The sequence below is a fragment of the Rhodococcus sp. no. 34 genome, from assembly GCF_054589475.1.
Genome location: NZ_BAAILK010000046.1, coordinates 642349 through 656354 on the forward strand (window position 1 = coordinate 642349; position 14006 = coordinate 656354).

The following is a 14006-nucleotide window of genomic DNA, read 5'->3' on the forward strand; positions in this document are numbered from 1 at the left end:
ATCGGGATGTCGCGGGCGGGGACGGCGGATCCGAGGTAGCTGCCGATGATGGTCCGCGCTTCGGCCACCAGCCCGAGCGGCGAGATCGACGAGCGCGCGTCAGGCGCAGGCAACCCGACCGTGACGGTCGTGCCGCCAGCTGCCGTCGCAGCCACGGCTGTCTCGAACGCCCGAGCATTTCCCGCAGCTTCGACGACGATGTCTGCGCGAACGCCACTCTCGGACAGGCCGGACGGTGTGAAGACCTCGGTCGCGCCCAGTTCCAGTGCCTGAGCCAGCTTGGACTCCAGTGCGTCGACGCCGATGACGTTCTCGACCCCGAGTGCCCTCGCCGTCAGGATTGCGGCCATCCCGACGCCACCCAAGCCGACCACCATCACGGTGTCTGCCGGGCGAGGCTTCGCCGCGTTGAGGAGCGCTCCCCCACCGGTCAACACCGCGCAACCGAGTACGGCTGCAATTTCGGCCGGGATGTCGTCGTCGACGGGAACAACCGACTTGGCGTTGACCACAGCATGCGTCGCGAAACCCGAAACACCGAGATGATGTTTGACGTTCTCGCCGGAGCGCCGCAGTCGTTGCGCGCCACCGAGCAAACTGCCGTCGTTGTTGGCAGCGCTACCCACCGTGCAAGGCATCCGGCCGTCAGTGGCGCATCCCGCACATTCACCGCACCGTGGAAGAAAAGTCATCACGACGCGGGTGCCCACCGACAACGAATCAACTCCGTCGCCGAGTTCGATGATTCGACCTGCCGCCTCATGGCCCAACAACATCGGCACGGGTCGTACCCGATTCCCGTCGACCACGGAGAGGTCGGAGTGACAAAGCCCGGCAGCTTCGATCTTGACCAGGATCTCACCCGGGCCCGGGGATTCGAGGTCGAGTTCCGAAATCGAAATCGGAGTCGACTCTGCGAAGGGACGCTTCCGGCCGATCTCTTCGAGCACTGCACCACGGATCTTCAACTGCACACCCCGATTTCGATAGTTCGAACTACTTGCCCACGATCCCGCGTACCGACGCGGGGAGGTCACGAACCCGCTTGTACGGACCCACGACGGCGGCTGCAAACGGCCTCGTCAAGAGCACCTGCGCCACCTCGAGCACCTCTTCGGAGGTGACTGCGTCGATGGTCGCGAGCGTCTGCGCAACACTGCGATGGTTGCCGTAGTTCAGTTCACTGCGACCGATACGGTTCATGCGTGAGCCTGAATCTTCCAGTGCCAGAACCAATCCGCCGCGCAGCGATCCCTTGGCGCGGGCGATCTCGGCATCGGTGATTCCGTCCGTCGCCACGTTCGCGAGTACCTCGCGGATCACCGTGGCAACCTCCCCGAGGTTCTCCGGCTGGCAACCTGCATACACGGAGAACGCTCCGGTGTCCGCGAAGGTGTCGACGCCCGAATAGACGGAGTACGCAAGCCCGCGCTTCTCCCGAATCTCTTGGAACAGACGAGAACTCAGCCCACCGCCCACTGCGGCGTTGAGCACCGACAGCGCCCAGCGATGGCCCTCGTGCCGGCCGAACGCGCGTACCCCGAGCGCAAGGTGGACCTGCTCGCTGTCGCGGTGGGTCAAGCTCAGTTCAGGCATCGTTCGCAACCGCAGAGTGCCTTCGCGCCGCGGCGCCGGCTTGACCCCGCGCTCGAGATGTCCGGCAAATGCACGGCGAGCGAGCGTCACAACCTGCTTGTGGTCGACGTTTCCCGCTACGGCCAGCACCATCCGCTGCGGTGTGTAACGCCGAACATGGAAGGAATGCAACTGATTGCGCGACATCGACTCGATCGATTCGACGCTACCGATGATCGGACGGCCGACAGGATGATCGCCGAACAACGCGGTCAGGAACGCGTCGCCGAGCAAGTCTTCCGGATCGTCGTCACGCATCGCGATCTCTTCGAGCACTACTTGCCGCTCGACGTCGACGTCCGCGGTTCTGCAACGCCCTCGCAGCACGACGTCGGCGACAAGGTCAACCGCCATCGGAAGGTCGTCGTCGATCACGTGCGCGTAGAAACAGGTGTGTTCCTTCGACGTGAATGCATTGAGTTCGCCGCCCACACCATCCATGACCTGCGCGATGTCCAACGCCGTCCGTGACGGCGTCGACTTGAACAGCAGGTGCTCGAGAAAATGCGCGGCACCGGCCACACTCGGCTGCTCGTCGCGCGAGCCGACTCCGACCCACACACCGACGGAGGCGGAACGCACACCGGGAATGAACTCGGTGACGACGCGCAGGCCGCCGGGAAGGACCGTGCGCTGTACTCCGGATTCGGGAGTCGCATCGATCGGCGATTTCAGCACAGCGCTGCGGCTGCGCGTGGTGTTGGGAGTGGTCTTTGCCATGAAAAGGTTCAGCAGTCCTCGGTGCAAGTGGTCAATCAGGTATCTACAGGCTCTGTGTCTACAGACAGTACAGATGCGGCCCCGCACGGAAATCCGCGCGGGGCCGCATCAGAGTACGAAGTGAGATCTACTCGGAAGCAGCCTCGTCGGCGGCCGGAGCGGCAGCCTCGTCGTTGCCCTCTTCGACCGGGATCAGCGAGATCTTGCCACGTGCATCGATGTCGGCGATCTCGACGCGGATCTTGGATCCGACGTTGACCACGTCTTCGACCTTGGCAATGCGCTTACCGCTGCCCAGCTTCGAGATGTGCACCAGTCCGTCGCGTCCCGGCAGGAGCGAAACGAAGGCACCGAAGGCGGTGGTCTTGACGACCGTGCCCAGGAACCGCTCGCCGACCTTGGGGAGCTGCGGGTTGGCAATGGCGTTGATCATGTCGATCGCGGCCTGTGCAGACGGTCCATCGGTGGCGCCGACGAACACGGTGCCGTCGTCTTCGATGGAGATGTTGGCACCGGTCTGCTCGGTGATGGAGTTGATCATCTTGCCCTTGGGGCCGATGACCTCACCGATCTTGTCGACGGGGACCTTGATGGCCGTCACGCGGGGAGCGAACGGGCTCATCTCGTCCGGGGTGTCGATGGCTTCCGCCATGACCTCGAGGATCGTGGTCCGTGCGTCCTTCGCCTGCGAGAGTGCACCGGCGAGGACCTGCGACGGGATGCCGTCGAGCTTCGTGTCCAGCTGCAGGGCCGTGACGAAGTCCTTGGTACCTGCGACCTTGAAGTCCATGTCGCCGAAGGCGTCCTCGGCGCCGAGGATGTCGGTCAGCGCGACGTAGCGGGTTTCGCCGTCGACCTGGTCGGAAACCAGACCCATGGCGATACCGGCAACCGGAGCGCGAAGCGGCACACCGGCGTTGAGCAGTGCGAGCGTGGACGCGCACACCGAGCCCATCGAGGTGGAACCGTTGGAGCTCAGCGCCTCGGAGACCTGGCGAATCGCGTAAGGGAACTCTTCGACGCTGGGCAGAACCGGCATGAGAGCGCGCTCGGCGAGTGCACCGTGACCGATTTCGCGACGCTTCGGCGAACCGACGCGGCCCGTCTCACCGGTGGAGTACGGCGGGAAGTTGTAATGATGCATGTAGCGCTTGGTGGTCTCGGGACCGAGCGAGTCGACCTGCTGAGCCATCTTCACCATGTCGAGAGTGGTGACACCCAGGATCTGGGTCTCGCCACGCTCGAACAGTGCGGAGCCGTGTGCGCGCGGGATGATCGCGACCTCGGCGGACAGCGAACGGATGTCCGTGACGCCGCGGCCGTCGATGCGGAACTGATCGCGCAGGATGCGCTGGCGAACCAGCTTCTTGGTGAGCGAGCGGAACGCTGCTCCCAGTTCCTTCTCGCGGCCTTCGAAGTTGGGTGCAACCTGCTCGAGAACCTCGACCTTGACCTCGTCGGTCTTGTCGTCGCGTTCCTGCTTGCCGGCGATTGTCAGTGCGGCATTGAGCTTTTCGGACGCAGCAGCCTCGACGGCAGCAAAAACGTCGTCCTGGTACGCCGGGAAGACCGGGTAGTCACCCGTGGGCTTTGCAGCCTTGGATGCAAGTGCTGCCTGTGCAGCGCACAGGCGTGCGATGAACGGCTTGGCGGCCTCGAGGCCCTCGGCGACAATGGCCTCGGTCGGTGCCTGAGCGCCGTCGGCGATCTTCGCGATGACGTTGTCGGTGGCCTCGGCCTCGACCATCATGATCGCGACGTCGGCGTTGTCACCGCTACCGGAAACGACGCGGCCGGCGACGACCATGTCGAAGACGGCGTTCTCGAGCTGATCGACCGTCGGGAATGCAACCCACTGGCCGGTCTTGTTCTCGTCCGAGACGATGAGTGCAACGCGCACGCCACCGACGGGTCCGGAGAACGGCAGGCCGGCGATCTGCGTCGACGCGGAAGCGGCGTTGATGGCCACGACGTCGTACAGATCCTGGGGGTTGAGGCTCATGACCGTGACGACGACCTGGATCTCGTTACGGAGACCGTCGACGAAGGACGGGCGCAGCGGCCGGTCGATGAGGCGGCAGGTCAGGATCGCGTCGGTGGAGGGGCGTCCCTCACGACGGAAGAACGAACCGGGGATGCGGCCCGCTGCGTACATACGCTCTTCGACGTCCACCGTCAGGGGGAAGAAGTCGAAGTGCTCCTTGGGGTGCTTGCTGGCGCTCGTGGCGGACAGCAGCATGGTCTCGTCGTCCAGGTAAGCAACGACGGCGCCGGCGGCCTGCTGAGCAAGGCGTCCGGTCTCGAAACGGATGGTGCGGGTACCGAAGGACCCGTTGTCGATCACGGCGGTGGATTCGAACACGCCTTCGTCGACCTCTACTACGGAATTCTCTGTCATTCTTTTCTCTTCACTTCCCTCTCGTCTTCGCCGTACCCGCGCGGGCGTTTCCACCCTCCTGGTGGAAACTGCGCACCGAGGGACGTCCCCCTCTTGAATTGCAGACGCTCCTTGCGATGCGAGCGATTTCTGCTTCGGGACGTCACGACGTTCGGGCGGCCGTCGATCGAAGTCCGCCGGAGCTTTCGGGCACTTGCCCGGTCCGGAGAACCACTACCGACAACCGACACCACGTTCTCTGGTGCATACGGTGTGCTGGCTGCGCACTGCACAACTGCGCCTAGACAACTGCGCCTGGACAACTGTGCATAGCGCCGACAGCGGAAACTGCCTTGCGGCAGCTAACGCCGAAAGCCAGCGAAGCCCAGTATATGCGTGGCTTCGCCGGCTGACGGAGTGTTCGGCAAACCGAAGCATGCCGTGTTGCTTTCGATCAGCGTCGTGAGAAAGATCTAGCGACGCAGGCCGAGACGCTCGATGAGCGTGCGGTAGCGAGCGACGTCGGTCTTTGCCACGTACTTCAGCAGACGACGACGGCGACCGACCATCAAGAGCAGTCCACGACGCGAGTGGTGGTCATGCTTGTGGGTCTTGAGGTGCTCGGTGAGATCGGTGATGCGCTTGGTGAGCATTGCCACCTGAGCTTCAGGCGATCCCGTGTCGGTCTCGTGCAAGCCGTACTCGCCGAGAACGGCCTTCTTTTCTTCCGTGGTCAATGCCACTTGATTCACTCCTGTGATGACGTTTGCGTGAAAGGAACTAGATCGGGCGCGGCCACCGCAAACCGCAGCACGCACCGAGAGAAGATCCTACCAGCAGCAATGAGGCGCTCTCGCCCACCTGGAGCGAATGTGGCGGCCGCCACTGACACAGGAGGAACTCAACCGACGCTGCGTTCTGCATCCTCACTCAGAATCCGGCGTGCGCGTTCGACATCTCGGTTCATTGCCGTGATGAGCGACTCGATCGAGTCGAACTTCTCCATACCGCGAATCCGCGAAACCAGGTCGACCGCGACGTGTTGTCCGTACAGGTCTGCTTCGGTGTCGAGAACGTATGCCTCGACGGTTCGGGTCCGGCCGGAGAAGGTCGGATTGGTACCCACAGACACCGCGGCTTGGTATCGGCGACCGGGAACGACGGTTCCGAGTTCCTCGCCGGCACCGAGCACCGTGAACCACGCCGCGTACACGCCGTCGGCCGGAATCGCCGAAAACATCGGCGGTGCAACGTTGGCCGTCGGGAACCCCAACTCGCGTCCACGCTTGTCACCGTGGACGACCACACCTTCGACACGATGTGGACGGCCCAGAGCTTCGGTAGCCGCTTCCATGTCGCCTGCGTCGACGCACGAGCGGATGTAGGTCGACGAGAACGTCACGGCATGCTCGGCGAGCAGCTGGACGCCGTCGACGGCAAAGCCGAAGCGAGCGCCCATTTCACGAAGAAGATCGACATTGCCGAGCGCCTTCTTGCCGAAGGTGAAGTTGTCCCCCACCACGACCTCGGCGACATGTAGACGTTCGACGAGAATCTCGTGGACGTAGCGCTCCGGCGTCAGCTTCATGAAATCAGCGGTGAACGGCATCACGCAGAACACGTCGATGCCCAGATCCTGAGCCAATTCCGCACGCCGTTGCAGCGTCGTCAACTGGGCTGGATGACTACCCGGCCGCACAACCTCCATGGGATGCGGGTCGAACGTCATCAACACGCTCGGAACACCACGTTTGCGGGCAGCGGTAACCGCTCTCGCTATCAATTGGGCATGCCCACGATGCACACCGTCGAACACACCGATAGTGAGCACACAACGACCCCAATCGGCCGGAACTTCGTCGAGACCACGCCATCTCAGCACGATTGGCAGCCTACGGGTCCACTAGCGGCGGGTCACGTTCGGACCCGCCCAGCGAATCACCGCTGTGCTGCCGCTCACGTACGGAAGTTCCGGATTTCGTAGCCTAAGCTAAGCGTTGTGGCAGCTCACAAGACCGGAACCTCGGAAGCATCATCGGCGTCGGACAGCGACAACACTTCGGCGCACGACGCGGCAATCGACACGCTCGCGCTCTCGTCGGTGGCTCAGGACTACCTCAAGGTCATCTGGACGATTCAGGAGTGGTCCCACGAACGGGTTTCCACCAAGCTCCTGTCCGAGAAAATGAGCGTCTCGGCCTCGACGGTGTCCGAGGCGATCCGCAAACTCTCGGACCAGGGCCTGGTCGATCACGCCCGCTACGGATCCATCGCCCTGACCGACAGCGGCCGCGCCGCCGCCGTCTCCATGGTCCGGCGCCACCGGTTGATCGAGACCTATCTGGTTCAGGAACTCGGATACGGCTGGGACGAAGTCCACGACGAGGCCGAAGTCCTCGAACACGCCGTTTCCGATCTGATGATCTCGCGGATGGACGCCAAACTGGGCTTCCCCGAACGTGACCCGCACGGTGATCCCATTCCCGCCACCGACGGTTCGGTGCCGACTCCCCCGGCCCGCCAGCTCAGCGACTTCGCCAACGGTGAGCGGGGCCGCGTTGCCCGGATCTCCGATTCCGATCCCGAAATGCTCCGGTACTTCGATTCCGTCGGCGTCAGTCTCGATGTCGAGATCACCGTCGAGGAGCGCCGCGATTTCGCCGGGACAGTGTCCGTTCGACTCGGCGACAGCCCCAACACCATCGACTTGGGAAGTCCAGTCGCTCAAGCAATTTGGCTCGTCTAGCCGAGGTAGTCAAAGCGGCAGTCGGTATCGGCGTTCCACGGGCCGGACGCCGTCGGTCCGGGTCCAGTCGGCGAGCCTCTCGTCGACGTACACCCACCCTCGACGCTCGTACAGTGCGATCGCCGGCAGAGCGTCGTCGACGACGGCGAGCACCAGTTCCAACCGACTCTCGGCTGCGAAATCCGTCACGGCATCGAGTAGCGCATCGCTGAGGCCGTTTCCACGTGAGCCAGGATGAACGAACAATCGCGACACGGCTATCGATCCCGCGGTTGTGGGCGCACCTGCGACCTCGCTGTCGACGGCCACATGACCGACAACACGACCGTCACTCTCACCGACCCACGCCTTCACCACCGTGGGCGAACTGAGCCAGCGGCGCGGGTGTTCCGGCCACGTGTTCGGATATCCGTCGCACTCGTGGACCTGTGCCAGCGCATCGACGCAACCGTCGAGGTCGCCGTCGACACGCTCGCGGACGATCACCCGCGAAGCGTCGCCGGTCGCACGACCATCACCGAACTGGCGCGTCGACCCTTCTCCTGCAGGAGCGCAATCGTGTGACCGGTGGGATCGATCGCCGCACAGATCCCCTTCATCCCGATCGGCTCGAGCCAGCGCCCCTGGCTGATCGCCTCGGCTTCCTCCGCCGTGATCTGCCGATGCGGAAAAGCCGTCTGCGCGGCCTGATCGATGTCGAGGCTCACACCCGGCTGATGCGCCAGATCTTCGAGCGTGCGCGCATGTTCGAGAGTGAACGGCCCGACGCGGGTGCGGCGCAGTGCCGTCAAATGACCGCCGACGCCCAATTCACGACCGAGGTCGCGGGCGAGCGAGCGGATGTACGTACCGGACGAGCACTCCACGTCGACGTCCAGATCGACGAATCCTCCCGGGACATCTCGCCGCGCCAGAACCTCGAAAGTCGACACCGTTACCGGGCGAGGCGCGAGTTCGACGGTTTCTCCGGCTCGCACCAGCGCGTGTGCGCGCTGACCGTCGACCTTGATAGCACTCACGCTCGCCGGGATCTGCTTGATGTCTCCGGTCAGCGTGGCCACGATCGCCGCGATCTCCGCGTCCGTCACTTGCGATGCGTCTGTGGAAGTCAGGACCCCACCCTCGGCGTCGTCCGTGTCCGTCGCTGCACCGAGGCGAATGGTCGCCGAATACGCCTTGGTGGTCAGCGCCAGGAGTCCGAGCAACTTGGTCGCACGCTCCACACCGAGAACAAGGACGCCGGTCGCCATGGGATCCAGCGTCCCGGCATGTCCCACTTTGCGGGTGTTCAACAACTTGCGGCACCGAGCGACCACGTCGTGGCTGGTGATACCCGCCTCTTTGTCGACAATCAGAATTCCGGCGCCGACAAGACCGGAGGAAGGCTTTTCACGAGCTGACACGTGTGCCGATTCTGCCAGTCGCGCTCACTGCACCGAAATTGCCGTCAGGATGAGTCCGTCCGACACCAACCACCTGCCGTCGAAAGAGGTGAGCGGCGGACCGGACGTCGCCTCACCGGGGACCAGCAGACGCGAGTTGAAAGTGCCGGACGTTTCCGACTCCGCCTCAAACGTGATGTGGGCGTCCTCGAAACCCAACCAGCGCCCGGTGAGCGGAAACCACGCCTTGTACGTGGCTTCCTTCGCGCAGAAGAGCACTCGATCCCAGTGCACCGGACCGCCGGTTTCCTGAGTGTCCAACCACGTTCGTTCCGCCTCGATGCTGACCGCGGGCAATACCCCGTCCGGCAGCGGGCCGTGCGGCTCGGCGTCGATACCGAGTGAGCGGACCTGCATGGAGTACGCCAGGACAGCGCCGCGGTAGCCGTCGCAATGGGCGAGGCTCCCGACCACTCCCTGCGGCCAGAGTGGGGCACCACGCTCGCCGCGCATGACAGCGGCAGACGGAACACCGAGCTTGCCCATCGCCTGACGCGCAAGGTGCCGGGTAGTCACGAACTCGCGACGACGCTTCTCGACCGCGCGGCCGATCAACGCCTCCTCACTGGGGTGCGGAACCAGACCGGGCGGATCCACGAAGGCCTCGGCCGTCGCAACTCCACCGGGAAGAATCTGTTCGATCACGTAGCGATACCTCTCAGCGTCCGGCGCGCATGCGCTCGACTTCGGCTTCCTGCTCCGGCGTGACCTTGAAGTGGCCACCCCACTTGTTGAGCGTTCCCGGCGGGTACTCCGGAACGGGAAGAATCTGACGCAACAACTTCTCCGGCAGTCCACGCCGACGCCACTCGCGCGGGTATCCGAGTGAGACTTCCTCGAAGCGGACGCCGTCGTAGTACGTGGTTCGAGGGATGTGCAGGTGCCCGTACACCGAGCACACCGCGTTGTACTTCACGTGCCAGTCGGCGGTAGCGGTGGTTCCGCACCACAGTGCGAACTCCGGATACATGAGTACGTCCGTCGGCTGCCGGACCATCGGGAAATGGTTCACGAGAACGGTTCTTGTGCCTTCGGGAAGCGCATCCAACCGCGCCTGGGTGTACTCGATCCTCGCCCGGCACCATGCGTCGCGCGTCGCATACGGCTGCGGTGAGAGTAGGAACTCGTCGGTGGCGACGACGTTCTTGTCACGCGCGATCTCGAGCCCGTGTTCCTTGTCTCGCGCACCTTCCGGCAGGAAGGAGTAGTCGTAGAGAAGAAACATCGGGACGACCGTGACCGGTCCCTCGTCTCCCTCCCACACCGGGAACGGGTCCTCAGGTGTGATGACGTCGAGTTCGCGGCACACGTTGACCAGGTACTCGTAGCGCGGCGCTCCGTGAATCTGAACCGGATCCTTGGCGGTCGTCCACAGTTCGTGGTTGCCCGGAATCCAGATGACCTTTGCGAATCGGCTGCGAAGGAGCTTCAACGCCCACCGAATGTCGTCAGTTTTCTCGGAAACATCTCCGGCGAGAATGAGCCAGTCGTCAGGCGAATCCGGGAACAGTTCCTCCGTCATCGGCTTGTTGCCGTTGTGACCGACATGAATGTCGCTCACCGCCATCAGCTTTGCTGCCACGATCCCTCTGCTTCCTCAGTTGAACTTCCGCGCTTCGCCGTCGCCGGACCTGTCACTGCCCACTTGCCGGAAAACGCTCGCCACGACACCGCGACCATCCGAAGTACTACGAACACGGTAAGCCCTGCCCAAATTCCGGCGAGCCCCCAGTCGTAGGCGAGAGAGAGCCAGATCGCGGGCAGAAACCCGAGAACTGCGCACAGCATGGTCGCGTTGCGCAGAAACACCACGTCCCCGGCGCCGAGTAGAACACCGTCGAGTGCGAAGACGATTCCCGCCACCGGCATGATCGCGACGAAGAACCACCATGCGATCGACATCTGACCGAGCACCTCGGCGTCGGACGTGAAGAGTCCGGGGATCACGGAGTGGCCGGCTGCGAAGAAGATCGCGAGCACCACGGCAAATACCGTCGACCATGCGGTGATCCGCCAGGTCATCCTTTTCGCCGCGGCTGCGAATCCACCGCCGAGCGCCGCTCCGATCAGCGTCTGAGCTGCGATCGCCAAGGAATCGAGAAGGAGCGAAACCAGGTTCCACAGTTGGAGGACGACTTGGTGTGCACCGACTACAGCCGCACCGAACCTCGACGCCACAGCAGCCGCGGAAACGAAACACGCTTGGAATGCGAGGCTGCGCAGAATCAGGTCACGGCCCATCAGCATCTGCGCCCGCATGATCGCAAAATGTGGTCGAGCCGAAACCGGTTCACGAAAGAGCGCCCAGGCGAACAGCACACCCGAAACACTCTGGCCCACCAGATTCGCAACAGCTGATCCTTCGAGTTCCAGACGCGGAGCACCGAGCAAGCCATGCACCAGAATCGGACACAACACCGCCGAAATACCCAGGCCGACAAGGACGAACCGCAGCGGTCGCACCGTGTTCTGAACCCCGCGCATCCAGCCGTTGCCGGCCAGGGCCACCAGGATGAGTGGAACACCCAACACCGCTATCCGGAGCCAACTTTCCGCAGCCGCGGCGATGTCGGGAGTCCCGGCCACCGCCGAAGTCAGCGGGCCGGCGATCACCTGCACGATCACGACCAAGGCCAAGCCGATCGCGGCCGCCAGCCAGGTCGCCTGAACACCCTCACCCACCGCGTCGCGCTCGCGGCCCGCCCCGTGAAGCCGTGCGGCCCGCGCCGTGGTGCCGTACGACAAGAAGGTCAGCTGCGTACTCACCAACGACAGGATCAGACCACCGACTGCCAACCCGGCCAGCGGGAGTGCCCCGAGTCGGCCGACCACGGCGATGTCGAACAACAGATAGAGGGGTTCGGCTGCCAGCACCCCGAGTGCCGGAAACGCCAGGGAAAAGATTCGTCGCCCAGTGACTTCGAATTCAGCTGCCGAAGATCCCGCCGTGGTGGCGTCAGATTCGCTCAATGCCGCGGATTCAGCCGAGTGCCGCGACGAGCGCGGCAACAATCTCGTCGCTGGAACTGGTCGACGTGTATCCGGCCGACAGCCGATGTCCGCCGCCACCAAGACTTTCAGCGACCGCCGACACGTCGATCGCCGACTTTGCACGCAACGAGATCGACCAACTTCCGGAAACCGACTCCTTGAGTACCGCGGCAACTTCGGCTTCCGAAGTGGTTCGCACGATATCGACGACGCTCTCGATCTCCTCGGAGCGAAGATCGCCGATGTCACTGCGTCGGATCACCGCGTACACCAGCCCACGGCCGTCCGCGGCTTCCGGAACCAGCACCGCGGACCCGAGTACCGCGCCCAGCATCGGCAACCACCCGAACGGATGGGTGTCGAGCAGCTTTCGCGCAATCGCGTCGCCGTCGATGCCGGTCGCCAGCAAACGCGCCGCGAGCACGTGCGGAAGCGGACCGCCCCACCGGAAGGAGCCGGTGTCGGTGACCAGTCCGGCATAGAGACAGTGCGCGATATCGCGATCGATCGAGACTCCCCACGCATCGAAGAATCGTGCGATGAGTGCCGTAGTCGAGGCCGCGGTTTCGTCGACGACGTTGATGCTTCCGAACTCGGAATTGGAGCGATGGTGATCAAGGACGATCGTGCGATTCGCGCCGGCGAGGCGACTCGCCAACTCACCGAGGCGGCCCTCGCTGCCGACATCCACCGTCACCAGTACATCGACACTTTCCCGAACATCAGTGGGCGCCACGAGCAAGTGGAGACCGGGGAAATCGCGCATCGACTCGGGCAGCGCCGACGGCCGACTGAACGCGACCTGCACCGAAACTCCCCGACGCTCGAGAACGAGACCGAGTGCAAGTCCGCTGCCGATCGTGTCTGCATCCGGTTGCACATGGCAGAGGATTGTCACCGAATGTGCTGCTTCGAGAACCTCGGCCACCTGAGCGAACTTCGCCTCGCAGGGGTCGACGTCCGAAAGTGCGGTGATCGTCATTCTCGGTGCGCGTCAGTCGGCTTCACGAACATCTGGCGACGCTTCGTCTTCGTCCGAAGCCACTCGCGGCTCCTTGTACGGATCTGCATCTCCGGCCGGCTGTGCATTCTCACGCGCCTTGGCGACCTCGTCGTCGGCGGCTTTGGCACGGGCCAGCAGTTCTTCCATATGACGCGCGGTGTCGGGAACGGTATCGGCGACAAACGTCAGAGTCGGTGTGAAGCGAACTCCGGTTCCGGCACCGACCTTCGAGCGCAGAACACCCTTGGCCTTCTCGAGACCTGCGGCGGCGGCTTCCACATCGGGTGCGGAATCGACCTTCTCGCCCATGACTGTGTAGTACACCGTCGCGTCGTGCAGATCGTTGGTGACCTTGGTGTCCGTGATGGTCACGAATGCGAGTCGCGGATCCTTGATCTCGTGATCGATCGCCGTCGCGACGATGGTTCCGATACGCTTTGCCAACTTGCGTGCCCGGGCTGGATCTACCATGACTGTCAGTCTCCTCTACCTGGCCACTCGAATCGAGGTGACTCGATCGATCAAAGTTCTGGTTAACAAGAATTATTACCGACAACAGTCTCGTCCATCGGCTACCCGGCAACCAAATCACCATCGGTAGAGGTCTTCGACCACGAGCCACCGCCGCCAGGGCCGTCGTCGATCTCCCCAGTTGTCGCATGTGTCGAGCGTGAGCACAGACACCGCCACAGTTGGTCCCGAAGCCACCGAATCCCTTGCCGACGAACTCGATTCGGTACGCCGTCTGGAAGAGTGGCTCAGCGACACCGCCCGATGACGCTCAGTCTTCCGGGCCGAAGATTCGCCTTCGCACAGCCAGCAACTGAATCTCCGGACGCTCGGCGACCGCCCGCTCACAATGATCGAGAACGTCGTGCAGGTGATCGACGGACGAACTGACCACACCGACGCCCACGAGCGCACGACGCAGGCGTCCCTGCTCCCCCGCCTCCGCTGCACTCACACCGAATCGACGGAGTTCCGTCAGGATCGGCGACAGCATCGAACGCTTTTCCTTGAGTGAGTGGACATCGCCGAAAAGGATGTCGAACTCCAGTGCCCCTACAAACATTTTCCCCCTAGACAGAGCCG

General features: G+C 63.5%; 14 protein-coding genes. 1 reads left to right on the forward strand and 13 read right to left on the reverse strand.

What is annotated here, in order from left to right:
* From ACYP01_RS24195 to ACYP01_RS24215, 5 genes are all read right to left on the reverse strand, one after another.
* A partial coding sequence (locus tag ACYP01_RS24195; RefSeq protein ID WP_459682842.1) for an alcohol dehydrogenase catalytic domain-containing protein occupies positions 1 to 968 on the reverse strand: 968 nt, incomplete at its 3' end.
* Positions 969 to 996: 28 nt separating this feature from the next.
* On the reverse strand, positions 997 to 2355 hold the full coding sequence (locus ACYP01_RS24200) for a M16 family metallopeptidase (RefSeq protein WP_003942169.1): 1359 nt from the start codon (positions 2353 to 2355) through the stop codon (positions 997 to 999).
* A gap of 127 nt (positions 2356 to 2482) precedes the next feature.
* Positions 2483 to 4753, reverse strand: coding sequence for a polyribonucleotide nucleotidyltransferase (locus ACYP01_RS24205; RefSeq protein ID WP_003942275.1), 2271 nt, complete (start codon positions 4751 to 4753; stop codon positions 2483 to 2485).
* 452 nt (positions 4754 to 5205) lie between these two features.
* Positions 5206 to 5475 (reverse strand): 30S ribosomal protein S15, encoded by a 270-nt coding sequence (gene rpsO, locus ACYP01_RS24210; RefSeq protein WP_007735061.1) that lies wholly within the window; start codon positions 5473 to 5475, stop codon positions 5206 to 5208.
* Between the two features lie 158 nt (positions 5476 to 5633).
* Entirely contained in the window at positions 5634 to 6614 is a 981-nt protein-coding gene (locus ACYP01_RS24215) for a bifunctional riboflavin kinase/FAD synthetase (RefSeq protein ID WP_003942148.1), read from the reverse strand.
* 117 nt (positions 6615 to 6731) lie between these two features.
* On the opposite strand from ACYP01_RS24215, the gene ACYP01_RS24220 reads away from it, so the two are divergent.
* Positions 6732 to 7478, forward strand: coding sequence for a metal-dependent transcriptional regulator (locus ACYP01_RS24220; RefSeq protein ID WP_283303847.1), 747 nt, complete (start codon positions 6732 to 6734; stop codon positions 7476 to 7478).
* A 9-nt stretch (positions 7479 to 7487) separates the two neighbouring features.
* Here ACYP01_RS24220 and ACYP01_RS24225 read toward each other — a convergent pair whose 3' ends face one another.
* The 8 genes from ACYP01_RS24225 to ACYP01_RS24260 all read right to left on the reverse strand — a co-directional run bounded on the left by ACYP01_RS24225 (position 7488) and on the right by ACYP01_RS24260 (position 13986).
* Complete coding sequence (locus ACYP01_RS24225; RefSeq protein ID WP_311094742.1) at positions 7488 to 7964, reverse strand: GNAT family N-acetyltransferase; 477 nt, start codon at positions 7962 to 7964, stop codon at positions 7488 to 7490.
* Positions 7961 to 8881, reverse strand: coding sequence for a tRNA pseudouridine(55) synthase TruB (gene truB, locus ACYP01_RS24230; protein ID WP_459682847.1), 921 nt, complete (start codon positions 8879 to 8881; stop codon positions 7961 to 7963). Before truB ends, ACYP01_RS24225 begins: the two co-directional genes overlap by 4 nt.
* A gap of 24 nt (positions 8882 to 8905) precedes the next feature.
* Entirely contained in the window at positions 8906 to 9565 is a 660-nt protein-coding gene (locus tag ACYP01_RS24235) for a 4'-phosphopantetheinyl transferase family protein (protein ID WP_003942126.1), read from the reverse strand.
* Positions 9566 to 9578: 13 nt separating this feature from the next.
* Complete coding sequence (locus ACYP01_RS24240; protein WP_459682850.1) at positions 9579 to 10502, reverse strand: metallophosphoesterase family protein; 924 nt, start codon at positions 10500 to 10502, stop codon at positions 9579 to 9581.
* Positions 10487 to 11890 (reverse strand): MATE family efflux transporter, encoded by a 1404-nt coding sequence (locus tag ACYP01_RS24245; protein ID WP_459682852.1) that lies wholly within the window; start codon positions 11888 to 11890, stop codon positions 10487 to 10489. Before ACYP01_RS24245 ends, ACYP01_RS24240 begins: the two co-directional genes overlap by 16 nt.
* Positions 11891 to 11900: 10 nt before the next feature.
* On the reverse strand, positions 11901 to 12893 hold the full coding sequence (locus ACYP01_RS24250) for a DHH family phosphoesterase (RefSeq protein WP_459682854.1): 993 nt from the start codon (positions 12891 to 12893) through the stop codon (positions 11901 to 11903).
* 12 nt (positions 12894 to 12905) lie between these two features.
* Complete coding sequence (rbfA, locus tag ACYP01_RS24255; RefSeq protein ID WP_003942248.1) at positions 12906 to 13385, reverse strand: 30S ribosome-binding factor RbfA; 480 nt, start codon at positions 13383 to 13385, stop codon at positions 12906 to 12908.
* Between the two features lie 310 nt (positions 13386 to 13695).
* Complete coding sequence (locus ACYP01_RS24260) at positions 13696 to 13986, reverse strand: DUF503 domain-containing protein (protein WP_003942205.1); 291 nt, start codon at positions 13984 to 13986, stop codon at positions 13696 to 13698.
* Between the last annotated feature and the right edge of the window lie 20 nt (positions 13987 to 14006).